The sequence below is a fragment of the Rhizocola hellebori genome (genome assembly GCF_016862955.1).
GTDB lineage: Bacteria > Actinomycetota > Actinomycetes > Mycobacteriales > Micromonosporaceae > Rhizocola > Rhizocola hellebori.
The window spans coordinates 85,410-111,053 of sequence record NZ_BONY01000029.1 but is presented as its reverse complement, the minus strand read 5'-3'; the positions used below and the strand labels follow the sequence as shown (position 1 = coordinate 111,053).

General features: G+C 67.3%; 23 protein-coding genes. 6 read left to right on the top strand and 17 right to left on the bottom strand.

Going from position 1 to position 25,644, the window contains the following annotated elements; genetic code table 11:
* Nucleotides 1-104: 104 nt before the first annotated feature.
* Nucleotides 105-359: a helix-turn-helix domain-containing protein gene (locus Rhe02_RS23775; protein WP_203910543.1), complete on the top strand. Its 255-nt coding sequence runs from the start codon at nucleotides 105-107 to the stop codon at nucleotides 357-359.
* Between the two features lie 79 nt (nucleotides 360-438).
* Here Rhe02_RS23775 and Rhe02_RS23770 read toward each other — a convergent pair whose 3' ends face one another.
* A complete protein-coding gene (locus Rhe02_RS23770) occupies nucleotides 439-1,032 on the bottom strand; it encodes a dihydrofolate reductase family protein (RefSeq protein WP_203910542.1) in 594 nt (197 codons plus the stop codon).
* Between the two features lie 31 nt (nucleotides 1,033-1,063).
* Nucleotides 1,064-1,951, bottom strand: coding sequence for a dihydrodipicolinate synthase family protein (locus Rhe02_RS23765; protein WP_203910541.1), 888 nt, complete (start codon nucleotides 1,949-1,951; stop codon nucleotides 1,064-1,066).
* 71 nt (nucleotides 1,952-2,022) lie between these two features.
* Here Rhe02_RS23765 and Rhe02_RS23760 point away from each other — a divergent pair, with 71 nt between their 5' ends.
* Nucleotides 2,023-2,931 carry a LysR family transcriptional regulator gene (locus tag Rhe02_RS23760; RefSeq protein ID WP_203910540.1) on the top strand — a complete coding sequence of 303 codons (909 nt, stop codon included), beginning with the start codon at nucleotides 2,023-2,025 and terminating at the stop codon, nucleotides 2,929-2,931.
* Between the two features lie 56 nt (nucleotides 2,932-2,987).
* A complete protein-coding gene (locus Rhe02_RS23755) occupies nucleotides 2,988-5,978 on the top strand; it encodes an AfsR/SARP family transcriptional regulator (RefSeq protein WP_203910539.1) in 2,991 nt (996 codons plus the stop codon).
* Here Rhe02_RS23755 and Rhe02_RS23750 read toward each other — a convergent pair.
* The gene (locus Rhe02_RS23750) at nucleotides 5,909-7,192 is read right to left on the bottom strand and encodes a metal-dependent hydrolase family protein (protein ID WP_203910538.1); all 1,284 of its coding nucleotides are present in this window, start codon (nucleotides 7,190-7,192) and stop codon (nucleotides 5,909-5,911) included. The genes Rhe02_RS23755 and Rhe02_RS23750 overlap by 70 nt on opposite strands.
* Before the next feature lie 52 nt (nucleotides 7,193-7,244).
* On the opposite strand from Rhe02_RS23750, the gene Rhe02_RS23745 reads away from it, so the two are divergent.
* Nucleotides 7,245-8,486 carry an MFS transporter gene (locus Rhe02_RS23745; RefSeq protein ID WP_203910537.1) on the top strand — a complete coding sequence of 414 codons (1,242 nt, stop codon included), beginning with the start codon at nucleotides 7,245-7,247 and terminating at the stop codon, nucleotides 8,484-8,486.
* Here the strand turns inward: Rhe02_RS23745 and Rhe02_RS23740 are convergent.
* The 8 genes from Rhe02_RS23740 to Rhe02_RS23705 form a co-directional block, all read right to left on the bottom strand.
* Nucleotides 8,427-8,717: a DUF1330 domain-containing protein gene (locus Rhe02_RS23740; protein ID WP_203910536.1), complete on the bottom strand. Its 291-nt coding sequence runs from the start codon at nucleotides 8,715-8,717 to the stop codon at nucleotides 8,427-8,429. The genes Rhe02_RS23745 and Rhe02_RS23740 overlap by 60 nt on opposite strands.
* Nucleotides 8,718-8,726: 9 nt before the next feature.
* Nucleotides 8,727-9,476, bottom strand: coding sequence for an MBL fold metallo-hydrolase (locus Rhe02_RS23735; protein ID WP_203910535.1), 750 nt, complete (start codon nucleotides 9,474-9,476; stop codon nucleotides 8,727-8,729).
* Nucleotides 9,477-9,503: 27 nt separating this feature from the next.
* A complete protein-coding gene (locus tag Rhe02_RS23730) occupies nucleotides 9,504-12,131 on the bottom strand; it encodes an exo-rhamnogalacturonan lyase family protein (RefSeq protein ID WP_203910534.1) in 2,628 nt (875 codons plus the stop codon).
* A complete protein-coding gene (locus Rhe02_RS23725; protein WP_203910533.1) occupies nucleotides 12,116-12,775 on the bottom strand; it encodes a rhamnogalacturonan acetylesterase in 660 nt (219 codons plus the stop codon). Before Rhe02_RS23725 ends, Rhe02_RS23730 begins: the two co-directional genes overlap by 16 nt.
* Complete coding sequence (locus Rhe02_RS23720) at nucleotides 12,772-13,650, bottom strand: carbohydrate ABC transporter permease (protein WP_203910532.1); 879 nt, start codon at nucleotides 13,648-13,650, stop codon at nucleotides 12,772-12,774. The genes Rhe02_RS23725 and Rhe02_RS23720 overlap by 4 nt, the downstream gene beginning before the upstream one ends.
* Nucleotides 13,651-13,659: 9 nt before the next feature.
* Complete coding sequence (locus Rhe02_RS23715) at nucleotides 13,660-14,571, bottom strand: ABC transporter permease (protein ID WP_203910531.1); 912 nt, start codon at nucleotides 14,569-14,571, stop codon at nucleotides 13,660-13,662.
* Between the two features lie 10 nt (nucleotides 14,572-14,581).
* The gene (locus Rhe02_RS23710; protein ID WP_203910530.1) at nucleotides 14,582-16,132 is read right to left on the bottom strand and encodes an extracellular solute-binding protein; all 1,551 of its coding nucleotides are present in this window, start codon (nucleotides 16,130-16,132) and stop codon (nucleotides 14,582-14,584) included.
* Between the two features lie 68 nt (nucleotides 16,133-16,200).
* On the bottom strand, nucleotides 16,201-16,905 hold the full coding sequence (locus tag Rhe02_RS23705; RefSeq protein WP_203910529.1) for a YesL family protein: 705 nt from the start codon (nucleotides 16,903-16,905) through the stop codon (nucleotides 16,201-16,203).
* Between the two features lie 218 nt (nucleotides 16,906-17,123).
* On the opposite strand from Rhe02_RS23705, the gene Rhe02_RS23700 reads away from it, so the two are divergent.
* A complete protein-coding gene (locus tag Rhe02_RS23700; protein WP_203910528.1) occupies nucleotides 17,124-18,056 on the top strand; it encodes a hypothetical protein in 933 nt (310 codons plus the stop codon).
* 141 nt (nucleotides 18,057-18,197) lie between these two features.
* Nucleotides 18,198-19,469, top strand: coding sequence for a S1 family peptidase (locus Rhe02_RS23695; protein WP_203910527.1), 1,272 nt, complete (start codon nucleotides 18,198-18,200; stop codon nucleotides 19,467-19,469).
* A 55-nt stretch (nucleotides 19,470-19,524) separates the two neighbouring features.
* Here the strand turns inward: Rhe02_RS23695 and Rhe02_RS23690 are convergent, their stop codons facing one another.
* The 6 genes from Rhe02_RS23690 to Rhe02_RS23665 all read right to left on the bottom strand — a co-directional run bounded on the left by Rhe02_RS23690 (nucleotide 19,525) and on the right by Rhe02_RS23665 (nucleotide 25,643).
* Complete coding sequence (locus tag Rhe02_RS23690; protein WP_203910526.1) at nucleotides 19,525-20,364, bottom strand: Ig domain-containing protein; 840 nt, start codon at nucleotides 20,362-20,364, stop codon at nucleotides 19,525-19,527.
* Nucleotides 20,365-20,502: 138 nt separating this feature from the next.
* Complete coding sequence (gene fabG / locus Rhe02_RS23685; protein ID WP_203910525.1) at nucleotides 20,503-21,252, bottom strand: 3-oxoacyl-ACP reductase FabG; 750 nt, start codon at nucleotides 21,250-21,252, stop codon at nucleotides 20,503-20,505.
* Between the two features lie 7 nt (nucleotides 21,253-21,259).
* The gene (locus Rhe02_RS23680) at nucleotides 21,260-22,048 is read right to left on the bottom strand and encodes an enoyl-CoA hydratase/isomerase family protein (RefSeq protein ID WP_203910524.1); all 789 of its coding nucleotides are present in this window, start codon (nucleotides 22,046-22,048) and stop codon (nucleotides 21,260-21,262) included.
* A 22-nt stretch (nucleotides 22,049-22,070) separates the two neighbouring features.
* Complete coding sequence (locus tag Rhe02_RS23675) at nucleotides 22,071-23,180, bottom strand: acyl-CoA dehydrogenase family protein (protein WP_203910523.1); 1,110 nt, start codon at nucleotides 23,178-23,180, stop codon at nucleotides 22,071-22,073.
* Nucleotides 23,181-23,193: 13 nt separating this feature from the next.
* The gene (locus tag Rhe02_RS23670; protein WP_203910522.1) at nucleotides 23,194-24,375 is read right to left on the bottom strand and encodes a CaiB/BaiF CoA transferase family protein; all 1,182 of its coding nucleotides are present in this window, start codon (nucleotides 24,373-24,375) and stop codon (nucleotides 23,194-23,196) included.
* Entirely contained in the window at nucleotides 24,372-25,643 is a 1,272-nt protein-coding gene (locus tag Rhe02_RS23665) for a hotdog family protein (RefSeq protein WP_203910521.1), read from the bottom strand. The genes Rhe02_RS23670 and Rhe02_RS23665 overlap by 4 nt, the downstream gene beginning before the upstream one ends.
* Between the last annotated feature and the right edge of the window lies 1 nt (nucleotide 25,644).

Below are 25,644 nucleotides of genomic sequence, written 5' to 3'. Positions count from 1 at the left end.
TGCCGTGCCGTCACGCATCTTGAGACAGCCGCGCCTTGCCTCCCCTTGCGTCGATACGGGACGATCGGACCATCCCAGGAAAAGGAGAAGGGAGATCCCGAAGTATGCCAGAGGGTTCAGCCGCGACGGCGTTCGCGAACACGCTGCTGGTCCTGAAAAAGAGCACCGGCCAGGGGTACCGAGAGCTGGCCAAGAGCATCTATGTCAGTAGCGCTGCGCTGCATCGCTACTGTGCGGGCAAGGCGCTGCCACCCGATTTCGCGGTGATCAGGCGGCTCGCCAGGCTTCACGGCACGCGCAGTGCCGAGATCGAAGATCTGTACCGGTTGTGGTTGTTGGCCCAACTCGGGTCACGGTGATCACCTGGCGGTAATGCAACGCTTGACGCAAAGTTGCGCAGGGGTTCCATCACCGCCAGGACTCGCCTCGACTGTCCGGTTACACCAAGCTGGCGTCGTCTTGAAAGGTCGCGATGATGACGCCGGTGGTGGTTGGGGTGGTGTCGACCAGCCGCAGCTTGGCAAGCGGGTTGCCGTCGCGGAAGAGGCGCGTGCCGGTGCCGAGGACCAGTGGATGGATCAGCAGGATGTAGGTGTCGATGAGGCCGTGCGACAGCAACGCCTGCACCAGCTCCCCGCTGCCGAGCACCACCAGGTCCTGGTCGAGGTCTGCCTTGAGCTGTGCCACGGATTGCGCGGCCTCGCCTTTGAGCAGCGTCGAGTTGTTCCACGGCAACGGGTCTTCCAGGGTGCGGGAGACGACATATTTGCGGGAGTTGTTGAGCACTTCGGTGTAAGGGTTGTCGCCCTGATGCGGCCAGAAGCCGTAGAAGTCTTCATAGGTGCGCCGCCCGAACAGCATCGCGCCGCCACCGGACATTCCCTCGCCGGCCAGCTTTCCCATGACGTGGTCGGCGTAGGGCGTGGCCCATCCGCCGTGGGAGAAACCGCCGCGCCGATCCTCGTCGGGGCGTCCGGGCGCCTGCATCACGCCGTCGAGCGACAGGCTCTCAAATATAGTGATCTTGGCCATCTGACTTCCTTCCACAGTTTCGCCCAGTTTCCTACGCTAACTGCCCGGGAAGGTCGGTGTCGCATTCTTCGAGTAGCTGCATGGCGGTTCGGACGGTGTCGGGGTGGGCTGGGAGCAACGGCAATCTGACCGCCGGAGTGGGGATTTCGCCGCGCGCGTGCAGGACACCTTTGATCACGGTCGGGTTCGGCTCGGCAAACAGGGCCAGGGACAGCTTGGCGAGGCGATGCCCGAGCGATGCCGCGCGCTGGGCGTCGCCGCTCTGCCACGACCTGATCAGCTCGGCGAATCCGGTGGTGGCGACGTGGGCGCTGGCGAGGATGCCGCCGTGGGCGCCCATCGCCAGTAGCGGCGAGATGATGGCGTCGGTGCCGCCGAGCACGGCGCAGCCGGGCGGCGGATCGGCAAGCAGGGCAACGGTTTCCGGGTCGATTTCGGCGGCGCCGTACTTGACCCCGATCACGCCCGGGATGGCGGCCAGCGCATGCAGCGTGGGGGTGGAGACGTGCTGCGCGGTGCGGTGCGGAATGTGGTAGACGACGAGAGGCACTCCGGCGGTGGCGAGGTGGGTGAAATGGGCGAGCACACCGGCTTCGCCGGGCCTGACGAACGGGGGCACCAGGCTCAGCGCGGCGGTCAGCTCCGGCAGGTCCCGCAATCCTTGCAGCGCTTCGGTGGTGTTGGCACCAACCAGCAGCTGGGCGTTGCGTTCTCGGCAGACCCGTGCCGCCACTGTCACCACGGCGCGTTGCTCAGCGTCGCTGAGCGCCCCCGGCTCGCCCGTGGTGCCGAGCGCCACCAGCCCGTTCGCGCCGTTGTCCAGTACCACGTGAGCAAGTTTCTCCAACGCGGCCAAGGCAACGTCACCGTCGGCGTCAAGGGGGGTGATGAGCGGAACGTAGAGACCGGTGAGTGTCATGGGACCAGCCTGGGCCGGGCAGACGGTTAAGGTCTAGTTCGCGTTTCTGTGCTCAAGCGTAAGCTCAGCTTATGCTCGACCTCCGCCGCTTGCGGCTGCTGCGCGATCTCGCCCATCTGGGCACGATCGCGGCGGTCGCGCAGGCCCACACCTATACGCCGTCGGCCGTTTCCCAGCAGCTGTCGGCGCTGGAACGGGAAGCCGGGATGCCGTTGCTGCAACGATCCGGGCGGCGGGTCACCCTCACCCCCGCCGGTGAGCTGCTGGTGCACCATGCCGAACAGGTGCTTACCGCGCTGGAGCGGGCCGGCGCCGCGCTCGCCGCCGTGGGCACCGGTCTGACTGGGCCGCTGCGCATCGGGGCGTTTCCCACCGCTGTGCGCACGCTGCTTCCGGCCGCGCTGGTGGCGCTTGGCCGTGACCATCCGGGCCTGGAACTGATGGTGACCGAGCTGGATCCGGCCGCGGTGCCCGGTGAGCTGCGCGAGCGCCGCCTCGACGTCGGGCTGCTGCACGACTATGACGTGGCCCCGGTCGAGCCCGATCCGGCTCTGGACGCTATGTCCATATTGGAGGAAACGGTTTACCTGGCCACACCAGCGTCGTTCACGGCCAACCCCATCGGGTCGGTCGCGGTGGCCAGCGACCTGCCGTGGATCGTCGGCACACCGGGGACGCTGTGCCACACCGTCGCCATGCGGGTATGCCGCGCCGCCGCCTTCACGCCGCGGGTGCGTCACCACGCCGATGATTTCACCACCGTGCTGGCCCTCGTGGCGGCCGGGCAGGGCGTGGCCCTGGTCCCACAGCTCGCCGCAACCGGTCCGCCATCGGGTGTTCGGCTGATGCCCCTTGCCATCCAGCGCCGCACCCGGATCGCCTACCGTCAAGGTTCGGCTACGCATCCCGCGGTGGCGGCGTCGATATCGGCCATTCGCACCTCGGCCAAGGCCTACCTCGGCGCTGCATCGGCCTATTGACACTTTTCGCGCTGTCGCCCTCTGCCGCTATGCTCGGCCACAGGCAAGGGGGCGGTATGCGTTTCAGGTTGCTAGGTCCGGTGGAGATAGCCAACCAGGAGGCGGTCTTCACGGCACCAAGGCCGCGCAGTCGTGCGGTTTTGGCCTATCTGTTGTTGTCGGCCAACCGTCTTGTCACGACCGGATCCATGGTGGACGCGATCTGGGGGCCGGCGCCGCCCTCCACGGCCCGCAACCAGATCCAGGCCGACGTGTCCGCGGTGCGGCGGGCCCTGCGCCAGGCAGGGTGCCCGGAATGCCTTTTCACTTCATCATCTGGGTACAGGATCCAAGCCGCCGAAGACGAGATAGATGTCACACTGTTCGCCGCCCAGCTGGCCCAGGCGAGATCGCTCGCGGAGCGTGATGATTTGGTCGCAGCAGCCCAAATCATGCGGCAAGCACTCAGTCTGTGGCGCGGTCCCGCCCTCGGTGAGATCGTCGGCTCCTTTGTGGAGGCGGCAAGAACCAATCTGAACGAGCAGCGGCTCGCGGCCATCGAGGGTCTGGCCGAGCTGGAGCTGCGCCTGGGCCGGCACGAGGAGGTGGCGGCCGAGCTGAGCGCGCTCATCGGCGAGCACCCGTTGCGGGAGGGCATCGCGCGTGCCCTCGCCCTGGCCCTGTACAGATGCGGCCGGCCGGCCGATGCGCTCGCGGTGCTTCGCCAGCTGCGCGAGGCTCTGGCCGAGGAGTTCGGCGTCGACCCGGCCGCGGCCACCGCCGCGCTTGAGCTGTCGATCCTGCGCTCCGATCCCGGCCTGAGCCCGCAGGCCCCGCCCGCCCGCCGCAACGCGCTTCCGGCTGACGCGACCGGCTTCGCCGGGCGCAGCGCAGAGCTGGAAAAGCTTGACTCGGCGCCGTCCGCCTTGGTGACGGTTACGGGTCCGGGTGGCATCGGGAAGACCGCGCTGGCGCTGCATTGGGCGCATCGGGTGGCCCACCTCTACCCAGACGGCGTGCTGTATGTGGACCTGCAAGGGTTCTCCAGGTCCGAGCCGCTGGCACCGGTGGTGGCTCTGTCCCGCCTGCTCTATCAGCTGGGTGTCCCGCCGGAGCAGATTCCGGTCCGCGAAGACTTCGCCACCGACCTGTTTCGCGCACAGGTCACCGGCAAGCGGCTGCTGATCGTTCTGGACAATGCCCGCAACAGCGAGCAGGTGCGGCCGATGCTGGCGGGCAGCCCTGCCTGCAAGACCCTGGTGACCAGCCGCACCGAGCTTTCCGGTCTGGTGGCCCGCGATGGCGCCAGTCCGGTGCGGCTTGGCGTGCTCGATCCGGCCGAGGCGCAAACGCTGCTGACTTCGATCCTGGGCGACAACGATCCCGCGATGCTTGCCGAGCTGGCCGGGCTCTGCGCCCAGGTGCCCCTCGCCCTGCGCATTGCGGCGGCGGGGCTCATCGGCAAGTCGGCACAGGGCATCCAGGAATACATGGCGCGTTTGCGTTCCGCCGACAGGCTGGGCGTGCTCGAGTTCGCGGGCGACGACGATCTGGCGATCGCCGGCACCTTCGAGCTTTCCTACGCCGTGCTCGATTCGTTTGCCCAGCAACTGTTCCGGTCGCTGAGCCTGGTGCCCGGTCCCGACTTCACCCTCGACACGGCGACCGATCTGGCCGGGCTAGGCCCGCACCAGACCGCGGCGATCCTGAAATCCCTTGTCGCGGCTCATCTTGTGGAGGACAGGACAGGGGGCCGCTACGGTTTCCATGACCTGCTTCGCCTTTACGCGGCAAGTCTTGCCGCCTCGGTCGACGGCCCGCAGGCTCTCGCCGCCGGCGTGGAGCGCCTCTACCGCCACTATCTCTGGGTGGCCCAATCGGCCGCGCAGGTGCTCTATCCACAGGTGCTGCGCCTGCCCGGCGACCGGGAAGACGATCGCAAGTCGCGCTTCGAGGACCACTCGCAGGCGATCGCGTGGCTCGACGCGGAAAGGGCCAACCTGATCGCCGCTGTGACCGCGGGGGCCGAACAGGCCGAGCCGGAGCTGGCCTGGTTGCTCGCCGACACCCTGCGCGGCTACTTCTACCTGCGCATGTTCACCGTCGACTGGACAGCGGCGGCGCAATCCGCACTGGCCATGGCCGAGCGCCGGGCAGACTCGCGGGCGCAGGCCGCCGCGTTGCTGAGCCTGGCCGATCTGCATTGGCGGCAAGGCGATTACGACCACGCCGACGAAATCTACGCTCGGGCCATCGATGCGGCGCAAAGTGCGGGCTGGCCCGAGGGCCAGGCCACCGCGCTGGGCAACCTCGGCGGGCTGCGCCGGTTGCAGGGAAGGCTCGCCGAAGCCGCCGAGCTGTTGCGCAGCAGCCTGATCCTGAATATCCAAGCTGGACGGCTCGAAGGGCAGAGCGTCAATCTCGGCAACCTCTCCATCGCCTACATGGAGATCGGCGAATACGACCTGGCCGAGAAGTACATCCAGGACGCCTACGTCCTCTATCGCAAGTTCGGCTCGCGCACCGCCGAGGCCACCCTGCTCAGCAATCTGGGCGAGCTGATTCTGCTGCGCCAGGGCGATCACAAGCTCGCCTCGGCGAACCTGGACAAGGCTTTGCAGTTGCACAGGGAGCTGGGCGACCGGGCGGGCGAAGCGGCCACTCTGAGCAACTTGGCCGAGGCCACCCAGGCCAGTGGTGATCTGGCCGGGGCGATGGCCGTGGCCCGGTCGGCGGTGACCCTGGCGCAGGAGAGCGGCGATGAGCGCATTCTGGCCAGCTGCCAGCGGGTGCTGGCCGAGCTGCTGCTGCTGACCGGCGAGACCGCGGCGGCGGTGGAGCTGGGCCGTCAGTCCGTGCAGAAGGCCCAGCAGGCCAAGCATCGCTTTATCGAAACCCGTGCCCTGCTTGGCCTTTCCCGCATCCATCTGGGGCTCAATGACACGCCTGCCGCGCTGGAGGCCGCCCGGCAGGCGTTGAACCTGGCAAGCCGGTCCGGCTACGCGGCTCTCGTCGATGAGGCCACCCGCATGGTGGCCGGGCTGTCAGCGCCACCGCCCTTGACCTGATCGCCGGAGCGCCAGACCCCGGTGATGTGGGCCGGGTGGGCGAAGACCGTCATGTCGTGCAGCGGGTTGACGTCGAGGGTGATGACGTCCGCGTCGTAGCCGGCCGCGAGCAGACCCGATCGCGGCGCCTGGGGGCCGAGCGTCGCGGGAGCGGCGGCGGTGGCCGCTTCGATCGCGTCCAGCGGCGACAGCCCGCATTCGACCAGCAGGGCCAGCTCGCGTCCGTTGCGGCCCCATGACGCGGGGAGGTTGCGGCCGGACAGGGCCAGATCCGTCCCCATCGCAAAAGCCACGCCTGCCTGGTAAGCCACCGCAATGGCTTCAGCGTGCCGATCGGCCAGCGCCTCCAGCTTCGCCTGGGCGTAGGGCGGTGCCGCCTTGCTTTCAGCGATCTCGGCGATGATGGTTCTGGTGGCGACAAGGATCGCGCCGGATTCGCGCATGGCCGCAGCGCCTTCTTCGTCCAAATAGGATCCATGTTCGATGGTGCGCACCCCGGCCTCCAGCGCGGCCATGATGCCGCGCTTGCCGTGGCAGTGTGCGGCCACCACCCGGTCGGCCATCCCCGCCACCTCGACGATGGCGCGCAGCTCGGCGACGGTGAACTGCTGGTGCATCGGATGATCGACCTCCGAGAGCACCCCGCCCGACGCGCACACCTTAATCACCTTCGCGTCTCGCCGCAGCTGCTCGCGGGCGGCCTTCGCGCATTCGGCGGCACCATCGGCGAGGCGTATTTCGCTTGCGGCGTGGGCGAAATCGGTGACCCACGGCAGCGGATAGGCGTGCAGATCGCCGTGCCCGCCGGTGGTGGACAGCACCGCCCCCGCGCCATAGATGTGCGGCCCGGCGACCAGCCCCTCGGCCACCACCCGGGCGAGATAGACCCCAAGCCCGCCGACCTCGCGGACGCTGGTGACCCCGGCCTCCAGCGCCCAGCGCAGGTCGGTGGTGGCCCGCGCGGCCCGCACCGCCACCGGTTCCAGCGGCAGCCGGCTCAGGTCCAGGCCGCGCACGCCGAGGAAGTGGGCGTGACAATCCCATAGGCCCGGCATCACGGTGGCCGCACGCGACACCGTGGCCGATGGTGTCTCGGGTGCGCCCGCCGCCGGCCCGGCGTAGCTGATCAGCTCATTTTCCAAAACCACGATTCCGTCGGGTACGGGAGCACCGCGCCCCGGAATGAGAAGGTCTGCCTCGATCCGATGCCACATGGCGATAAAGCTACCCCCATCGATGCGCGAATGTCCGGTTAGCATGGTCGCCATGCGTGCGAACGCCCCCGCCCTACTCGTCCGTGCCCGCATCGCGACCTGCGCCATCTTCCTTGTTTTCGGTGTGGCGCTGGGCGTGTGGACGGCAAGGATCCCCGCCATCAAGCAGAATCTGGCGCTCAGCGACGGCCAGCTGAGTCTGGTCCTGCTCAGCTTCGCGGCCGGCGCGATAGCCGGAATGCAGCTGGCCGGGCGTCTGGTCGACCGGTTCGGCAGCGGCCGCCTCCTGCCCGCCGCGGCCGCCGCCGAGGGGGTGGCGCTGGTGGCGCCCGCGTTCGCGCCGAGCCTTGTCACGCTTGCGTTGGCCCTCTTCGCTTTCGGGGCTGTGCATGGGGCGCTGAACATCGTCATGAACGCCAACGCGGTGCAGATCCAGCGCGGCTGGCCCAGCCCGATCATCACTTCGTTCCACGCTGCATACAGCGTTGGTGGTTTCCTCGGCGCGGTGATCGGCGGGTTGTTCGCACTGGCCGACGCCGGAGTGCCGGCCACCTTCGGCACGGTCGCCGTCGGCGTGGTGGTGGTCGCGCTGCTGACCCGCGGCTGGGTCCTGAATGCGCCAGTGCCGCAGTCGGCGGATTCGGCCGCGGCGTCACGGAGTCCACAGTGGACACGCGACATCGTTCTGCTCGGGCTGCTGGCCTTCTGCTGTCTGGTCGGCGAGGGATCGGCCGCCGACTGGAGCACGGTCTACCTACGCGAATCGCTGGGCAGCACGGCCGCTTTCGCCGCGGCCGCCTACGCCGCCTTCTCCATCGCGATGGTCGCGGGCCGGCTGACCGGCGATCGCCTCGTCGCCCGGTTCGGGGCGGTCGGCCTGGTGCGGGCCAGCGCGCTGCTCTCCGCGCTCGGCCTGTCGGTGGCCCTGCTCGTCTCCCATCCGATCGCGGGCGTGATCGGCTTCGGCTGCCTCGGGGCCGGGCTCGCCTGCATCGCGCCGCAGGTCTTCGCCGCGGCCGGCAACCGGGATCCGGCCCGCGCCGGACAGGCCATCGCCCGCGTGGCAGCAATGGGTTACGCGGGTTTCCTGGTCGGGCCGGTGCTCATCGGCGCGGCCGCCCAGCTGTCCAGCCTGCGGGTGGCACTGGTCGTGCCGGTGCTGCTGACCCTGCTGGTGGCCGCCATGGCGATCACGCTGCGGGCAGCCGATCCCGGCTTCGCGGGCGTGGCCCAATCAGGAGATGCCGTTGACGAGCAGCACCACGCCGTCGGTGGCGGCCAGCCGGTCCTTTGATATCTCCGTGTACTCCGGCGACTGTGCCCACCGCAGATAGCTGTCGGTGTCCTCGAAGGAGAGCAGAACGACCTTCTCGTAGGCCCAGCTGCCCTCGGCGAGCTGTGGGGACTCGTCGGCCGCGAGGAGACGTCCCCGATATTTGATGAGGATGGGCATGAAGCCGGCGACGTAACGGTCGTAGCGGTCCCGGTCATGGATCGAGATCTGGGCGAGGGCATAGACGGTCATTCCCGTATGTTACCGCTCGGTAAGGTCGATGGTGAGACCGGAAGTGGCCACACCGATCTCGCCGTCGTACCCGGCGCGGGCGGCGGCGAGCGCGGCATAGGCATCGGTGCCCGGCTGCAGGTGGGTCAGCAGCAGCCGGCCGGCCCCGGCGGCACGGGCCTGTCGGCCCGCGTCACGGGCGCTGGAGAGGATGCGCCGCAACGCGGGCGGCACCTCGTCCACATAGGTGGCCTCGGCCACGAGCAGGTCAGCGTCGCGTGCCAGCTCCACCACCTCGTCGCTCGGGGCGGCGTCGCCGGTGTAGGCGAGCACCTTTCCGGCGGCGGTCAGCCGGATGCCGGCATTGGGCACCGAATGCGGCAGCAGGCGGGTCTGCGCGCGGAAAGGACCTATGTCGAGCAGGTCGCCACCGGCGAACTCGTGCAGCGCATAGGCGTCGGCCAGCAGGCCGGGGTGGTCGAGAGCGAGCACCGCGTCGAGGGCACCGGGCAGCGAGTAGACCGGCAGCGGCTTCGCCGGCTCATCGCGCATGAACCGCGCCCGCAGCAGCGGGCTGAGGTCGGCGCAGTGATCGGGGTGTCCGTGGCTGATGAACACCGCGTCGATCTGTTCGGCGCCAACCGATTCCAGCAACCGTGGCACGGTCGCGTAGCCCAGGTCGACCAGCAGCCTGAACCCCTCATGCTCCACCAGGTAACCACTGCACGCCTGACCGGCGTCGGGCCAAGCACCGCATGCGCCAAGAACCGTCAGCCGCATCTGCGTAACCCCCTCAGCGCCAGGATCTCATGGTGCGATGAGCGCAAGATTCTGGATGGCGGCTAGCCCATACTGAGCGGCGTCGTTTGTGGACACAAAGGGTGCTTCGTCGATCGGCGCGAGCACGGCGGGTCCAGTGATCGAGGTGAGCGACCAAAGGGCCTGTCGTTGCAGCGCGTTGGTGTTGAGCTGGTCGCCGATGTCGTGGTGAAACGCGCGCCAAGCCCGCTGGGCAAGGCTCTCGTCGCGCAGGTGAGCGGCGGCGTAGGCGGTCAACCGGCTGTGCGCCTGGATCAGGGAGATTCCGGTCAGCCGCCGGCCCACGGCGGCTTCCTGCTCCTCTGGCGTGGCCAGATAGAGCCGGCAGTAGCGCAGCCAAGCCTCAGTGAACCCGGGGACCTCCTGTAGGGAGATGAGTTCGGAGCAGATCTCGACCAGGCCGAACACGGCCGACAGGTGGGAGACGGCGATCTGGTCGCGGGTGGTGTCGAACCGGCCGGTGTCCAGATCCAGCAGCGCTTCGCCGGTCAGGAACCCTTGCGGCAGCGCCCCGATATCGGCCATGGTGCCCAGCAGCTTGTCGCGTGCCGGCCCGTCGCCGGTGCGCTCCCAGGCGGTGAGCCAAGCGGCGGCGAGGGCGCCCCAGTCCGTCCCCAGCCCGACCGCGAGCGCGTTGCGGTCGGGGGTGTAAACGTCGGTGCGGACCTTGCGGGTGGGATCGAGCTCCAGAAAGTTGCGCTCGGCGTCGGCCAGCTCGGCCAGCAGCTGCCCGGTGCGTTCATCGGCGGTCAGATAGTAGTAGTGGCGTCGGTAGATCGCGCTGGAGATGCGCAGCTGCTTGGCGCTGCACCCCCAGTGCTGCACGTTGTGGCGGGTGCCCAGGCCCTTCCACCGGCCCAGGTGGTAGACGTCAACCTCGCCGGTGTGCCGGGTCATCGCCTCGGCGAAGCGGAAGACGTCGGCGCGGCCAGTGCGCAGGAACTGGTGCCACAGCCACAGATCCGGTGACAGCTCTGAATTGTCCCAGGCGTAGCCGCCCACGTCGTAGCGCCACTGGTGCCGATCGTGGTCGTAGGCGTGCATCACGTCGCCGTAGTCCCAGAAGCCGTACCAGCGCCGCTGTTCCTGTTGCCCGGTATAGAAGCCGAAAAGGAAGTCGAGTCGGTCCTCGATTTCGGCCCGCTCCGCGGTCGACCGGTCGGCCGGCGCCCAGTCGCCGAAGATGCCGGCCTGGTGCAGTCGTTGCGGTGAGCACACCAGCAAGGGCGGGTCGTTGAGGGCAGCGGCGTCCTGCGCCAGCCGCTGCGCAGAGGGCGTGCCCGCATAGGCCCGCAACACGAGCTCGTGGGTGCGGGCGATGCCGTGTGCCGACCCGAATCCGGGCTCGTAGTCCTCGTAGGTGATTTCGAGGGCCTCCAGCTGCTGGGCGTAGTCGTCCTGACCCAGGCCGTCGTGATAGAAGCGCAAATCCATGGCCGGGGCCGACGGCGACCACATCCAGACCGTCGCGGTGGCGGTCGGGGTGGCGGCACCCCGGATGTCGAGGCGGGTCGGGTGCAGTTTCCAGAAGTCCCGCAGCCCAAATCCTAGGCCACCAACGGTTCCGCCCACATAGCCGTACCCGGCCGCGCGGGTCGAGGCCGGAATGGTGACCCAGCCGCAGCCGGGGCCGGTGCGCTTGCGAAGGGTGAAACCGTCAGCGCTGGCCTGATCCAGCGTCCAATCTGTCCATTGTGGAATCAAATGCACCCGCCGGGAAACCGTGTCGGCCCACTCCTCGACCGGTCCGCAGGCCCGCCCGGCCACCTGGGCGAGCCGGAAACTCTCACCCGGGTCGCGGCGCAGGCCGGTGATGCCACGCACCGCCTCGGTGAGAAAGCCCGGCAGGTGATCGTCGCCGGCCGGCCCGGCCAGGCGCACATGCCGGTCGTGCGGCTCGTCGGGCATCGGCACATCGGCCTGCAGCCCAAGCCCGGCCAGGAAATCCCGCTCCGCCTCGCCGTCCCAGAGGAAGGTGTGGACGACCCTCATGTCCTCGGCGCCCGCATAGAAATACAGCCGCACGGTGAACGGCAGCCAGGACCGCCCGCCCGGCCCGGTCGGCTCATGCCGGCCATCGAGCCTGACGACGGCTCGCACCGGCCCCGCATGTTCGACCGTCAGCGTCGTCACGTGCCCGCGCATCTCGTGCCGGGCCACGGTGCCGGCGCCGTCCGGGGTGGGCTCGCCCTGCCACAGGCTCACCAGCCGGACATCGCGCACTATCTCGCGCCCGTCGCGTTCGGCCTTGCGCACCAGAAGCGGGCCGTCGTGGGGGAGGACCCAGCTGACCGCTCCGGTGTGGACGGTCAGCGCATCCTGCGACTCGACAAGGTGGACAACCTGTTCCCCGGTGGCCGGAATCGACCCGGGCACGAGTTCGTAGGAGCCGGCCGGATCCGGCTGCGGCCCGATGGCGTGTGCCGACCATTTCACCGAGCCGTCGGGCCAAGTCGCGGTGACCCAGCTCTGCACCGGAACTTCGCTTTCCTGGCACCGCAGCGCGAAGGGGGCGTCGGGGGCGACGGTGCTACGTGGCCACGGCACCCCCCACGTGACACCGGTGGGCCTGGGCTCGCTTAGCCAATTCAGCGCGGTGCTCACTTCGTACCCCACAAATAGAGAATCAAAGGCGTTAGTTGCTCGGCAACGTGTTGCGCCACGACGCATGCCCCGGTGAAGCCAAAATGCGAATCGTCGCGATCGGTGAACAATGACTTGGAATTTACCGGCCCAAGGCCTTCGTAAAGCTTGGTGCTCCAGGCGGTCAGATCGAGCAGAGGGACGTTGGCCGAGCGGGCGGCGGCGCGGACGGCGTCCGGATACTCGCCATGGGTGTTGGTCAGCCGATCGCCCTGGAAGTAGCGCCGCGCAAGCGGTGTGCAAAGCACCGGATGGCAACCGGCCGCGCGGGCCTCGGCGATGAACCTTTCCAGGTTGGCCCGGAAGGCACCATAAGCGGGCAAGTCTTCGTATTTCTGGTCGTTGTGTCCAAATTGGATGACGACCATGTCGCTCGGATTTGCCTGTGCGAGCAAGGCGTCCCAGAGCCCTTCGGCGCGGTGGCTTGCCGTCGTCGCGCCGCCCTTGGCCACGTTGAGCACCGCGACGGTGACCGCCGGCCGGCCACGCGACACCAACGCCTCATTGACCCCGGCGTTGAGCGGCGCGCCGAGATGCGCGCCCCACCCGGACATCGGCGTTTCGTCGGCCGGGCACGCGGCGACCGTGGAGTCACCGGCCAGCAGGATCACCGTCACCCCTTCACCGACCCGATGAGGATGCCCTTGGCGAAATGCCGCTGCAGGAACGGATACAGCAACAGGATCGGCACCGTGGCGACGACGATGACCGAGAACTTGAGCCCCTGTTCCGGCGGTATGTAGTTCGGATCTATCTGGCCCAGCGTGTTGGCCATGTCGGAGGAGACAGTCACCTGACGCACGAACATCTGCAAAGTCCATTTGGTTGAGTCGTCGATGTAGAGCAGCGGCGACATGAAGTCGTTCCAGATGGCCACCGCGTAGAACAGACCCATCGTCGCGATAATCGGTTTGGACAACGGGAGCACGATGCGCCAGAACACGCCGAGCTCGGTGCAGCCGTCGATCTGCGCGGCCTCCTGCAGCTCCTCGGGCAATTCCTGGAAGAAATTCTTCACGATGATCAGGTAGAACGGGTTGATCGCCAGTGGCAGGATCAGCGCCCAATAGGTGTCGAGCAGGCCAAGCTCACGCACGATCAGGTAGGTGGGGATCAGGCCACCGCTGAACACCATCGTGAAGATGACCAGGTTCAGCAACAGGTTTCGGCCCGGCAGATGCCGTTTGGCCAACGGGTAGGCCATGGTGAAGGTGAGCAGCACCTGGATGATCATGCCGACAGCGGTGACCGCGATGGTCACGATCAGGCTGCGCAGAAACGTGTCGGTGGAGAAGATATAGCGATAGGTGTCGGTGACGACCTCGCGCGGCCACAGGAAAAACGAGCGCTCCGCGAGCTCGGACTCCTTGGCGAACGAGCCCGCGGTCACGTAGATGAAAGGCAAAATCGTGACGACCGCGAGGGCCACCAGCACCACGACGTTGACGGCGTCGAAGACCCGGCCGGCCGGCGTGCTTCTGTTGACTGCCATGGCGTTCCCCTAGAACAAGCCGGTGTGGTGGAACCGGCGGGCCAGCCAGTTCACGCCGTAGATCAAAATGATGCCCACCACCGCTTTGAAGAGGCCGACCGCGGTGGAATAGCTGTAGGCGCCCTGGGTGATGCCCAGGAAGTAGACGTAGGTGTCGAAAACCTCGGCCACGGAACGGTTCAGCGAATTGGTCAGCAGGTAGATCTGTTCGAAGCCGGTGTCGAGCAGGTTGCCGGCCAACAGGATCGCCATCACCACGATGGTGGAACGGATCGTCGGCAGGGTGACATGCCACATCTGCCGCCAGCGGTTCGCGCCGTCGATGCGGGCCGCCTCGTACAGGTTGGGGTCGACCCCGGCCAGGGCGGCGAGATAGATGATGGTGCCCCAGCCCACCGACTTCCACAGGGTCTGGGCGATCACCAGCGGCCGGAACCAATCCGGGTCGGCCAGGAAGTCGAAGCGCGCGTTGAACAATCCGTTCATCAGCTGCGTGATCGGGCCGGTGTCCAAAGCGAACAGCAGGTAGGTCAGCGCCGCGACTATGGTCCAGGACAGGAAATGCGGAATGTAGATCGCCGATTGGATCGCGCGCTTGAGCACGGACAACCGCAGCTCGTTGAGCAGCAACGCGACCACAATCGGCGCGGGAAAGACGAACACCGCATTGAGCAGAGCCAGAATCAAAGTGTTGGTCAGCACCCGGGGAAAGTCGGGGCTGGAGAACAGATTCTCGAAATGCTTCCAGCCCACCCACGGGCTGCCGGAGAAGCCGAGAAACGGGAGGTAATCCTGAAAGGCGATGGTGACGCCGTACATCGGCGCGTATCTGAAGATGGCGAAGTAGGCGAGGCCCGGCAGCAGAAGCACAAACAGCCACCTGTACCGGACCAGGCGAGTGCGCAGCCGGACCTTGCCCACCGTCGTCCCCCTACTTCTTGATCTTCGCGTATTGCTCGTTCATCTCATCGACGATCTGTTGACCGCCTTGCGAATACCAGCGCTGGATCTCCGCTTTCAGACCGGCCTCATCGATCTGCCCGGCCAGGAACTTGATCCGTGCGTCGGCGATGATCTGGTCCAGCTGCGCGCCCTTGGCCACCTGGGTCTTGGAGACGATGGCCTGCGCCGGGTTGGGCACCGCGCTCGCCTCGTCGGCCTTGTGGAACTTCACACGTTTCTCGTACTGTTCCTTCTCGGCCTGGCCGGCGGGCAGCGCAATGTAGGCCAGGTACCCGTTGGTAGCCGTGCCGATCTGGGCGAAGGACATCACATCATTGGTGACCGTCTTGATGGCCGGGTCGGTGGCCGACTTGCCCAGCGCGTAGCCCTCCTGCACGGTGAAGTTCTTGCCCTCGAAGCCGTTGTTGAGCAGGATCTGGCCTTCCTTCGAGCTCAGCTTGTTGAGCACGGTCAGCACGTCCTTGAGCTCGGTCTCGGTCGGCACGCTCTGCTTGGAGATGGCCAGGAAACCGTTGTAGCCCACCGTCGGGTAGGAGTGCTTCTTGCCGTCCGGGCCGGTCAGGTTGCCGGTCATGTCGACGAAGCTGCCGTAATTGGCCGGGTCCTTCTCTTTGAAAAGTCTGAGCTGCACCCCGCCGCGTGAGCTGACATCGATGATGATGCCGCCCTTTCCGGTGAAGAACGGCGTGTCCCACTTGGCACTGTCCAATGTGGCGAAGTCCGGGTTCACCAGACCCTCGGTGATCATCTTCTTGACGAAACGGTTGGCCTCAAGGAACTCTGGCGTGTCGAAGCCGGGCACCAGCTTCCCGTTGCGTTCGCCCCAGCCGTTGGGGGCGCCGAACCAGGTCTCGATGACGTCGTAGGGGCTGGCGGTCGCGTACACCCCGGGCCACTTCGGCACGATCAGGCCATAGGTGTCCTTCTTGCCGTTGCCGTCCGGGTCGTTCTCGGTGAACGCTTTGGCGACCTTGTACAGGTCGTCGACGGTCTCGGGCATGCTCAGGCCGAGCTTGGTGAGCCAGTCCTTGCGCACCAGGACAGCGGCGCGCATCGGGTCGCGCCGCCGGTAGACGCCGAAGACCTGGCCGTTGATCGAGGAGTTCAGCTCGACCTGTTTGTTCTCCGCCTTCAGGTTCGGGTAGGCGTCGAGCTTCCCGGTGAGGTCCCAGAACGCTCCCGCCTGCGCCGACTGCACGAAAGCGGGCAGCTTGCCCTGCACCACCATGACTTCGGGCAGCTTGTCCGAGGCCAGGGTGACGTTCATCCGGTCGCCGTAGTTCGAGTTGGGTACCCACGTAATCTCTAGTTTCTTACCGCTCAGCGCTTCTACCGCTTTGTGCATCTCGCCGTCGACCGCTGGAGCCGCGGCATCGCCGCTGAGCAATGGAGCCATGATGGTGAGCGTGGCGAGGTCGGCCGCATCGGTCTTCTCGTCCTCGCCGCAGCTCACCAGCGCCAACGGCAATGTCAGGGCCAATGTGGTGAAGACAGCCGACAAGTTCTTGAAAGGTTTCATTATCTTGGTACCAATCCCCTCTTGCTTTGGTAGGGAGGTCGTTCGCCGATCGCGACTCCGCAGCCTGCTCAGCGGATCCGTAACGGCTCGACCGGCAGGGAGGTCATCGGGACAGCGCTTTCCGGATCGGCCCGCCGAGCCAGCCGATCCTCGTTCTCCTGGAAGAAGCGCACGCACAGGTAGGTGCTTGCCTGCCACCAGAGGCCGATGGAGATGACCGCCAGCAGCACCGGCATCAGCGCGGTGATGACGGCGCACACGGCGAAGCTGAAGACAAGGATGAAAGTGGATGCCGGGCGGCCCAGGGCGAAGCGCAAAGCCTTGGGCGCATACCGATGCAGTGGTAGGTCGTAGTGCGCGTACATCGGCGCGACATACGATCCGGCCCCGATCGCGAGCATCAGGGCGGCCAATGTCACCAGCCGCGCCCCGCCGGCCGCCGGCCCCAGGGCGGAAAAGTAAACATAGTTGGAATATAGAAGGATCACCACCGCGGCGACCGGCGCGACCACGATCGTGCCGCGCCAGAACTCCTTGCGCCACACGGCCGCGAAATCGCGCCAGCGAATCGTTTCACCCCGCAGGTGACGGCGGGCCACGATGCAGGCGGCCACCGTGGCCGGACCGGCGCCCAACACGACACCGCCCAGCAGGGTGAACGCCAGCCACATGGCGTTAAGCGCAGCGCACCAGGCGATCGTGGAAAACACCGGGTGAAGGTGGCTGGCCCAGGCCGGACCGCGCCGGTCTTGGATCACGTCAATCCCCGCCATGCCCGCGCCTTCCTGTGTCGCCCGCGTTTCCGCCAGGTTTTGAACCGTGAGGCGACCCTAGGACTGAAACGTATCAAACGTCAATGGCCTTCCTTTCGCAGCGCTGAGGTCCGCCCATATCGGAGGGTGGCGTAATGGTTACCCAGCGTCCCGGCGGCGCTCTGAGTCATTCCCCGGCTTCGGCGGACACATCCGGCGCTCTGCCCGACCATGGAGGCGTGGCATCCGCACCCTCCGCCGCAGCTTGGGCACTTGGCCAGGTCGAAGCCGTGCGCGACGATCCGGCGGCCCGTCTTGCGCTGACGGCCCGGACCTACCGCGGCCCGAACGGTCATGCGCCGCAACACCTGCCATTTCGCCGGGCGGCCCTGTCGTTCATGCGCTGGCAGCTCGGCCGCGGCGTGCTCGCGCCGCTGACCGCCGCGCCGCCGGGAAGCCCGTGGTGGCGGGCGGTCAACGAGCGGCTGCTGCGCGACGGCTGCGAGGCCGTCGCCCGAAGTGGCGGCCTGGGCGGAACGCCGTCGTCACCCGCGGTCAGGCTGTGGATGTCCTTCGTTTCCCATCCGACGGCCCGCACCTGGTACAGGGCGCACAATGCCAGCATCGTGTCGTCCTACCTCGCGAATCGCGAGCTCGCGGCGGGCGAGAGCCGTCCGGAGCGGTTCTTCCTCAACGTGGTGCTGCTGCGGGTGCTCTACGCCCATGCCCTGGTCGCGGAGCCGCGCCTGGCACTCGGCCGGCTCGGCTGGATGGGTCCCCTCCTCGGCGACCCCCGGCTCGGGATGACCGGGATCTTCCTCTCCCTTTCCCGGGTCCTTCCCGACCGGTACCCGCTCTGGGACGACGTGGCGGGTTACCTGGCGGCCGAGCGCAACGTCGGCCAAGCGCTGGACTACGGACTCATCGCACCGCGGCTGCAACAACCTACGAGTGGTCGGCCGCGCAACTGGGCGAGCCGGCCCTCCTCGAATGCATTCGCGAAGGTAACCCGATCTATGCGTGGTCCTTCGGCGACAGCGACGTCTGGCACCCGGCGCGGCCCACGTTCCCGATCCGCGCGATCCGGCGTCTCGCACCCCTGGCGTGATTTCCAGCATCCTTTACAACATCGCCACAAGCTTCCCGCACCGACAAGGTGCGGATGCCAGTGAATATAACGATGCGTGCGGTCGTTGCGGAGGTGGCCGTTCCGGATGCCGCACTGCCGTTGCGGCGTTCACGGGTGCACAGCGGCGTTCAATACGATTCAAGTTTTGCCGTCTGGCGCTGCCGAATTCCCCACGATGGCCTCCATGAACCCTAGATATCGCCGCCACGCCCAGGCTTTCCTCGGCGTCGCGATCCTCCTCGCGGGGATGTTTGCCGCCCCGGCCTATGCGGCGGAAGAACCCAAGCAGGACCAAGACTCCGCCCCCAGCGAAACCCCGCCCGCCGGATTCCGGTCCTGGGAAGAACTCACCGACACGCAGGACCGCTTGAACAGCGCGGCCGACTACATCCTGTCGGAGCGTTCCGAAGGATTCAGCGGCCTGGTCGCCGCGCCGGAGAAGCGCGCGCTGCAAGTCTTCTGGAAGGGCGAGATACCTGCCGATGTCAAGCAGCGGGCCGCCGAGAGCGGGGTCCCGGTGGAGTTCGGTTCGGCCGCCTACAGCCAGGCCGAGCTGAACGACGAGGTCACCCGGCTGGGCGCGGACAAGCGCGTCGGCGAGGCGTCGCCCAATGCCGACGGCTCCGGCGTGACGGTGACTGTCGGCAATGACGCCGACGCCGAAGCCGTCCGGCGTGAGGCGCGGCTGCGGGTGAGTGTCAACGTCGACCGAAGCCCAGAGCTGTTGTTCGACCGGCAGAACGACATCTCGCCCTACTGGGGCGGCGCGCGCTGGAGCAACCTCAGCTGGGGCACCTCATGCTCCACCGGATTCAGCGTCATCGCCGGGGGCCAGCCGCGGATGCTCTCCGCCGCGCACTGCGCCGACGGGCCACCCGCGATCCCGGTGTCCAATGTGGTGCGCATCGGCAACGCCACCCAGCCCAACACGACTGTCATCGGTGACATCAACGCACGTGACCATCTGCTCATCAACCGGCCGCAGGGTCGCACCTTCGCCGGGCGCATCTACACCGGCCCGTGGAACAGCTCTACCAGCGCCAAGGTGATCGGCTCCACGCCCGACTACGTCGGCAACTGGATCTGCACCGGCGGCGCACGCAGCGGTGAACACTGCAACATCCGGGTGGTCGCCGTCAACACCAGCGTGCTGGGCATCGCGCCGCTGACCCGGGCCGAGAAGGTCCCGGCCGGGCCGTTCGTGGGCAACTGCATCGCCGCCCCCGGCGACAGCGGCGGGCCCGTTTACAACTACGGCCTCGTGATCAGGTGGCCGTTCCTCCAGTGGGGCGCGGTGGCGCGCGGCACCATCACCGCAGGCGTGCTCGACACCCCGTGCTGGACGAACACCGGCTGGGCGACCGGCTCGTGGCGGGTCTGGTACGCACCTGTCCGGCGACCACTGTTCGACATCCACATCGGATCGCTGCAGTGGTACGGCGCCACGCTCATGTAAGGCTTTAACCCGATGGATGGCCGGGAGTTCGGGCACTCCCGGCCATCTCGGCTGCCTAGCAGTGCGCGCAACCGTCGCGTTTGACCGCCCAGGTGAACTGGGTGCTGGCTGTTCGCCCGGCCGCGTCGGTCGCCGTGACCGTGATCGCGAAACCGCCGATGCGGCTGGTGGTGCCACTGATCAGACCGGTGCTGGAGTTGATCGACAGTCCGGTGGGCAAGCCGGTGGCGGACCAGGTGTAAGGCTTGGTCCCGCCGGTCGCGGTCATCTGCACCGATGCGGGGCTACCCTCGATCGACTGCCGGTTGCCCGGGTTGTTCACGACAAGCGGCCCGGTCGGCGGCGGGGGAGGCGGGCCGCAACCGATGTAGACCGGGTAACTGACAATGCTCAGCGTGTCCGAGGGCGGGGTCAGGTCATAGCGGGCGACGGTCGCGCCCACAATCCCTACGTACCAACCTTCGGTGCAGGTCGTCACGCCTGCGGTGGCGAAGATCCCGTACACGTAGGGGTAGGTCGCGGTGGTGTTCGCGACCCGGTCCGCGCCACGGTAGAGCTCCACCGTCAGCACACCGAGGTGAATGTAATCGTCGCAGGTGAACCAGCCGTCGACGAGGATGTCGGCGTCCGCGGAGCCTCCCCCGTGCGGAAGGGTCATGTCCAGATAACACGTGACCTGGATCGTCACGCCGCCGCTGACGCCTTTGCCCTCGGCCGCCTTCGAGCCGAGGGTCACCAGCTTTCCGTTGCCCTCGGCGGCCATCGCCAGGACCTGTTCGGTGGTCGCCAGCCGGAAATTCATCGCGGTGGATTGAGAGACGATGGGCGTGGCCGCGGCCTGCGCGGGACTAGACATCCCGACCAGGGCGCCCGCCATCAAAACAAATGCGGTCACCGGGGCAGTGGCTCGAAGCCAGCTCCTTCTCAGCACAATAGTCACACCTCTCGATCGGCGGGCAGAGTCCCGGACGCGCCGACCGTACAGATGACAGCTGGATTGATACTGGATGATGACTGGATCCGTGACGCGCAGTCACATATGGCGGCCGCCGGTCACCTCGGTAACAGTGCCGGTGATGTATCCGGAAAGGTCGGAGGCGAGAAACAGCGCAGCGCGGGCGATGTCCTCAGGCTCGCCTATCCGGCCGAGCGGGATCTCGGCCATCTTCTGCGCCAGCACTTCCGGCGGCATCGCGGCGGTCATCGCGGTGCGAATGAGGCCGGGCTGGATCGCGTTGACCCGCACGCCATATTTGGCAAGCTCTTTGGCCGAGGCCTTGGTGAGACCCACCATCCCGGCTTTGGCCGCGCTGTAGTTGGTCTGGCCGAAGTTGCCGACCTTTCCTGAAATCGAGGAGATGTTCACGATGGCGCCGCGGCGTTGCTCACGCATCACGCGGCCCGCGGCGCGGGTGCCGAGCCAGGCTCCGGTGAGGTGGACGTCGAGAACTGTGCGGAAATCCGCGAGGGTCATTTTCGTCATCGTGGCATCGCGGGTGATTCCCGCGTTGTTCACCATGATGTCGACCGAGCCGAATTCGCGTTGGCAGGTGTCGGCAAGCGACTCCACCGCCTGTTCGTCGGTGACGTCACAGGCGACCGCGATGGCGTGATAACCCTTGCTCCGCAAGGATTCCGCGGACTGGGTGGCGGCGTCGATGTTGATGTCGCTGATGACCACCGAAGCGCCGTGCTCGGCGAGAAGGGTGGCGATGGCGAGCCCGATGCCTTGCGCGGCACCGGTGACAATCGCGGTTCTTCCTTCCACAAGTGTGCTTCTCATGATGGCGTCAATCCTTCCAGAGGGGTTCGCGCTTTTCGACGAAGGCGAGTGGGCCCTCGGTCTGGTCCGGGTGTCCCCACATCCCGACCAGATGCTGGGCGCCGACCTTGCAGGCGTCGGTGAGGCCGAGTTCCAGCGCCGCCCACAGCGCCTTCTTGGTGGCGGCCATCGCGGCAGGTGAGTTGCGGGCGACCTTCTCGGCCAGCTCCTGTGCCGCCTCGCGCAGCTTCGCCGGCGGGTCGACGATCTGGCTGATCATGCCCAGCTCGTAGGCGCGCTGCGCGGTCATCCGCTCGTGCGCGCCAACCAGGGCCATCCGCATGACCGCTTCGAACGGCAGCTTTTTGGCCAGCCCGATCGCCTCGATCGCGGTGACCTGGCCGACGCTGACGTGCGGGTCGAAGAAGGTCGCGTCGGAGGAAGCGATGACGATGTCGGCGTCGGCGACGAAATGCAGCCCGCCGCCCGCGCACAAACCGTTGACGGCAGTGATGACCGGCTTGGCCACGTGCTGGTGCCAGGAGGTGAAATGCAAATCAAGAGCAAGCATGTCATCTGAGTACCGCTGCATGCCGACCCCGTCGGTGGCGACCTCCTTGAGGTCGGCCCCGGTCTGGAAGGCCCGCCCCTCGCCGGTGTGCACGATGACGCGCACGGCCGGGTCGCGATCCAGCTCCAGCCAAGCCTCAGCGAGCTCGTCGCGCATGGCGTTGTTCATCGCATTGAGCGCTTCAGGCCGATTGTTAATCAGCCAGCCGACATGGCCGTGCTTTTCCACCTTGATTGTCTGGTACATAAAAAGTTGCCCCTCTCGCCGGTCAGGCGATCTGCTCGAGCATGTCGCCGAGCGCCTTGACGTGTTCGCCGACCTGGCCGAGCAGACCCGCACTGGCGCGGGCTCGCTTGAAGTACAGGTGTGCGTCGTGTTCCCAGGTGAAGCCGATGCCACCGTGCAGCTGGATGGCCTGTGCGGTGATCCAGGTCGCCGCCTCGGTGGCCATGATGGCGGCGACCCGCGAGTTGCGGGCCAGTTCTGTGCGCAACGATCGATTGGCGACATAGGCAGCGGAGCGGGCCGATTCGATCTGGATGAGCGCGTCGGCGAGGCGCTGCTTGATCACCTGGAACTGGCCGATCGGGCGGCCGAATTGGATACGCGTCTTCGCGTAGTCGACGATCATGTCAAGACTCCGTTGCGCCACACCGGTTTGCTCGGCAGCGAGCAGCGCTCGGGAGACGTCGGTGGCGGCGGTGAGCGCCGATTCGTCACCGAGGGAACCGATCAGGGTCGCCGGCGTTTCGGCGAATTCCAGCCGAGCCATCTTTCGGGTCAGGTCGAGCGTGACCAATGGCTGCACGGTGATTCCGGGCGCATCCCGTGGCACCGCGAAGACCCCGAGCCCTTCCCAGGTCTGGGCGACCACGAGCAGCAGGCCCGCGGTGGCGCCGTCGACGACGTTGTGCTTGACCCCGCTGATCGCCCAGCCGTCGCCGGTGCGCTGGGCGTTGGCGCGCACCGACGCGACGTCCCACTGCGCGCCCGCCTCGGCCAGCGCCACGGTCGCGGTGAGCTCGCCGCCGGCGATGCGCGGCCCATAGGTGGACAGGGCAACTGGGTCGTCGAGGGCGAGAAGAAGCGGTACAGCCAAAACTGAAGTGGCGAAAAGTGGCGAGCAAACGAGCGCAGCGCCGCACTCTTCGATCGCGACGGAAAGCTCGGCGGGGCCAAGGCCGCTCCCGCCAACCTCCTCGGGCAGCATGAGGCCGGCGAGATCGAGCTGCCCGGCCAGGACCCGCCACGTGGCGTCGTCCCATCCGCGCTCGGTGGCCATGAGGGAGCGCACCCGCGCGGAATCACTGATCGCGCTCAGTGCACTTCGGACACCGACGCGAAACTGCTCCAGGTCCTCTTCTGAGGTGACCGTCATTTGCTGCTCCATTTCACACGACACCCTCGTCATGTAGCCGCCGGATGGCCACGTCGTCATAGCCGAGCTCGCCGAGGATCGCGTCGGTGTGTTCCCCGAGCGCCGGCACAGGCCCGGCTGGCGTGCGCCAGGCCGAGCTGACCGGCGGTGCCAGCGGGACGGCGACCGGCCCGGCCGGGGCGTCGACGGTCAGCCAGCGCTGCCGGGTGACCAGTTGCGGATGCTCGACCACCTCGGCCACTTCGTTGACGACCGAGCAGCCGATCCCGGAGCGGTGCAGCAATTGGACTGCCGCGCCCGCGTCGAGGCCGCCGATCGCCTTGCCCAGCAACGCATCGATCTCCGCCCGGTGGGCCACCCGAGCCTGATTGGTGGCATACCTCGGATCGGCGGCCAGCTCGGGCCGGCGCAGCACGGCGGTGGCGAGCTTTACCCATTCCCGATCGTTCTGCACGCTCACCGCCACCAGCCGCCCGTCGGCGCTGGGATAGGCGTCGTAGGGCGCGATGGCCGGATGACTCATGCCGGAAGCGAGGTCCGGCGTTGAGCCGTGCTTGCTTACCACCAATGGGTAACCCATCCAGTCGGCCATCGCGTCGAGCATCGACACCTCGAGCACGCAGCCCGTCCCGGTGCGATGGCGGCCCAGTAGAGCCGAAAGCACAGAAGAGAAGGCGTACATGCCCGCCGCGATGTCGGCCACCGAGATCCCCGGTTTGATCGGCTCGGCCAGGCTGCCGGTGATCGCCGTGAGCCCGGACTCGGCCTGGATGAGAAGGTCATAGGCCTTGCGGTCGTCGTAAGGGCCGCCGGTGCCATAGCCGGAGATCTCGCAGACGATCAGGCCCGGATGCGCGGCGAGCAGCTGCGCGCCGCCGAGCCCGAGCCTGGAAGCCGCGCCGGGGGCGAGATTTTGCACGAAAACATCGGCACGGGACAGCAGCGTGTCGAGCACCCGCCGGCCTTCCGGGGCCTTCGCGTCCAGGGTCAGCGACTGCTTGTTGCGGTTGGCCCAGGCGAAGTGCGCGCCGGTTCCGTTGGCGTAGCTGTCAAAGTGCCGGGCGAAGTCTCCACCGTCCGGGCGTTCCACCTTGATCACGCGCGCGCCGAGGTCGGCGAGCTGTCGCGTGCCATAGGGCGCGGACACCGCCTGTTCCATCGCGACGACCAGCAAGCCGTCCAGCGGCAGGGTCATTTCCGGTCGAAATGCGTGATGGAAGCCTGCAGCGCGCCGTCGAGCGTGCTCGCTCCGCCGATCGGCGCCGGCAGCACGACCGGGCCGTGCTCGCGGCTGGGCAGGAATATGGTCGCGGTGCCGGGGGCGGTGACCTGGCCACGCTGGTTGGTCGCGGTCAGCTCCAGATCCACCGCCGGGTGCACGCCGTTGCCGTCGGTCACGAGGTGTTTGCGGACAACCTTTCCGGTGATCCACTGCGCGTCGCCCACATAGTTGAATTGGCGGAACTCCACCCGCAGCTTCCACAGCCAGGCGTCATCGCCCATCCAGTCGGTGCAAGCGTGGATCATCCAGGTTTCCCGCATCCGGCCATAGTCGAATGTGGACGGATTGCCAGAACGCCGGGCGAATTCGGGATCCCAGTGCGCGCGCTGCATCGCGTCCCACACGCCGAGGTCGTCGCGGTGGTAGAAGCGGGGGATGCGCTGGCGGTTGCGGTAGCCCAGGCGCAGGGCGGAGACGCCGTACATGCCCATGCCCATGCCGGTGTGCCAGACGACCATATCGGTGACCGTGAGCGGGCCTTTGACCATCGGGGTGATCGCGTCGCCCTCCGCCACATCCTCGAACCAGCGCGGTTCTGCGCCGCGGGCACGCTCGGCGGCGTACTGGGCGTCGATTTCGGCGATCTGCTCCTCGGTCCAGGGCTCGATCACGACCTTGTCGTACTTCTTGTTCTTGCGAGCTTCGTCGCGTTCGGTACGGATCATCAGCCGGTACTGGCCCGACAACGGCGTTCCGTCGGCATCGGCGAACACGTTCGCGTTCCACTCGTGCACCGCCCGGTTGCTGAACTCGCTCGGCTTGTCGAGCACACCCACCAAGGCGTTGCGGCGCTTGACGGCTCGGCCGGCCCACAGCGGAGACCACCATTCGCGCTCGCAAGCGGAGTAGAAGGCGTGCACGCCGCGCAGCGGGTCACCCTTGAGCTCGTCCTGCCGGGCCAGGTCGGCCTCGGTCAGCACGTCCTCGCCGACGATGCTGTCACCGCCCACCATCGGGAACGGCGCCAGCGGGGCACCCCAGCGCGAGCGGGTCGCATAGTCGGGGTCGCACCACAGCGGGTTGTCATCACCGTAGGAGCGCGCGACGATGCGGAAGATGTCTGTGCCCGGCCGCAAGTAGTGCGGCGGCACCGGGTTGGGCTGGGCGATGCCGATTCGCGCCCGCAGCGCCGTCACGCCCTCATCGGTGATGCGCGGCTGCGGCCTATCCGTTGTCGTCATG

Bases quoted from the DNA above. Each gene is read 5' to 3' on its own strand.
- Rhe02_RS23775 (WP_203910543.1), top strand. From the start codon at position 105: ATGCCAGAGGGTTCAGCCGCGACGGCGTTCGCGAACACGCTGCTGGTC.
- Rhe02_RS23770 (WP_203910542.1), bottom strand. From the start codon at position 1,032: ATGGCCAAGATCACTATATTTGAGAGCCTGTCGCTCGACGGCGTGATG.
- Rhe02_RS23765 (WP_203910541.1), bottom strand. From the start codon at position 1,951: ATGACACTCACCGGTCTCTACGTTCCGCTCATCACCCCCCTTGACGCC.
- Rhe02_RS23760 (WP_203910540.1), top strand. From the start codon at position 2,023: ATGCTCGACCTCCGCCGCTTGCGGCTGCTGCGCGATCTCGCCCATCTG.
- Rhe02_RS23755 (WP_203910539.1), top strand. From the start codon at position 2,988: ATGCGTTTCAGGTTGCTAGGTCCGGTGGAGATAGCCAACCAGGAGGCG.
- Rhe02_RS23750 (WP_203910538.1), bottom strand. From the start codon at position 7,192: ATGTGGCATCGGATCGAGGCAGACCTTCTCATTCCGGGGCGCGGTGCT.
- Rhe02_RS23745 (WP_203910537.1), top strand. From the start codon at position 7,245: ATGCGTGCGAACGCCCCCGCCCTACTCGTCCGTGCCCGCATCGCGACC.
- Rhe02_RS23740 (WP_203910536.1), bottom strand. From the start codon at position 8,717: ATGACCGTCTATGCCCTCGCCCAGATCTCGATCCATGACCGGGACCGC.
- Rhe02_RS23735 (WP_203910535.1), bottom strand. From the start codon at position 9,476: ATGCGGCTGACGGTTCTTGGCGCATGCGGTGCTTGGCCCGACGCCGGT.
- Rhe02_RS23720 (WP_203910532.1), bottom strand. From the start codon at position 13,650: ATGGCAGTCAACAGAAGCACGCCGGCCGGCCGGGTCTTCGACGCCGTC.
- Rhe02_RS23710 (WP_203910530.1), bottom strand. From the start codon at position 16,132: ATGAAACCTTTCAAGAACTTGTCGGCTGTCTTCACCACATTGGCCCTG.
- Rhe02_RS23705 (WP_203910529.1), bottom strand. From the start codon at position 16,905: ATGGCGGGGATTGACGTGATCCAAGACCGGCGCGGTCCGGCCTGGGCC.
- Rhe02_RS23695 (WP_203910527.1), top strand. From the start codon at position 18,198: ATGAACCCTAGATATCGCCGCCACGCCCAGGCTTTCCTCGGCGTCGCG.
- fabG (WP_203910525.1), bottom strand. From the start codon at position 21,252: ATGAGAAGCACACTTGTGGAAGGAAGAACCGCGATTGTCACCGGTGCC.
- Rhe02_RS23680 (WP_203910524.1), bottom strand. From the start codon at position 22,048: ATGTACCAGACAATCAAGGTGGAAAAGCACGGCCATGTCGGCTGGCTG.
- Rhe02_RS23675 (WP_203910523.1), bottom strand. From the start codon at position 23,180: ATGACGGTCACCTCAGAAGAGGACCTGGAGCAGTTTCGCGTCGGTGTC.
- Rhe02_RS23670 (WP_203910522.1), bottom strand. From the start codon at position 24,375: ATGACCCTGCCGCTGGACGGCTTGCTGGTCGTCGCGATGGAACAGGCG.
- Rhe02_RS23665 (WP_203910521.1), bottom strand. From the start codon at position 25,643: ATGACGACAACGGATAGGCCGCAGCCGCGCATCACCGATGAGGGCGTG.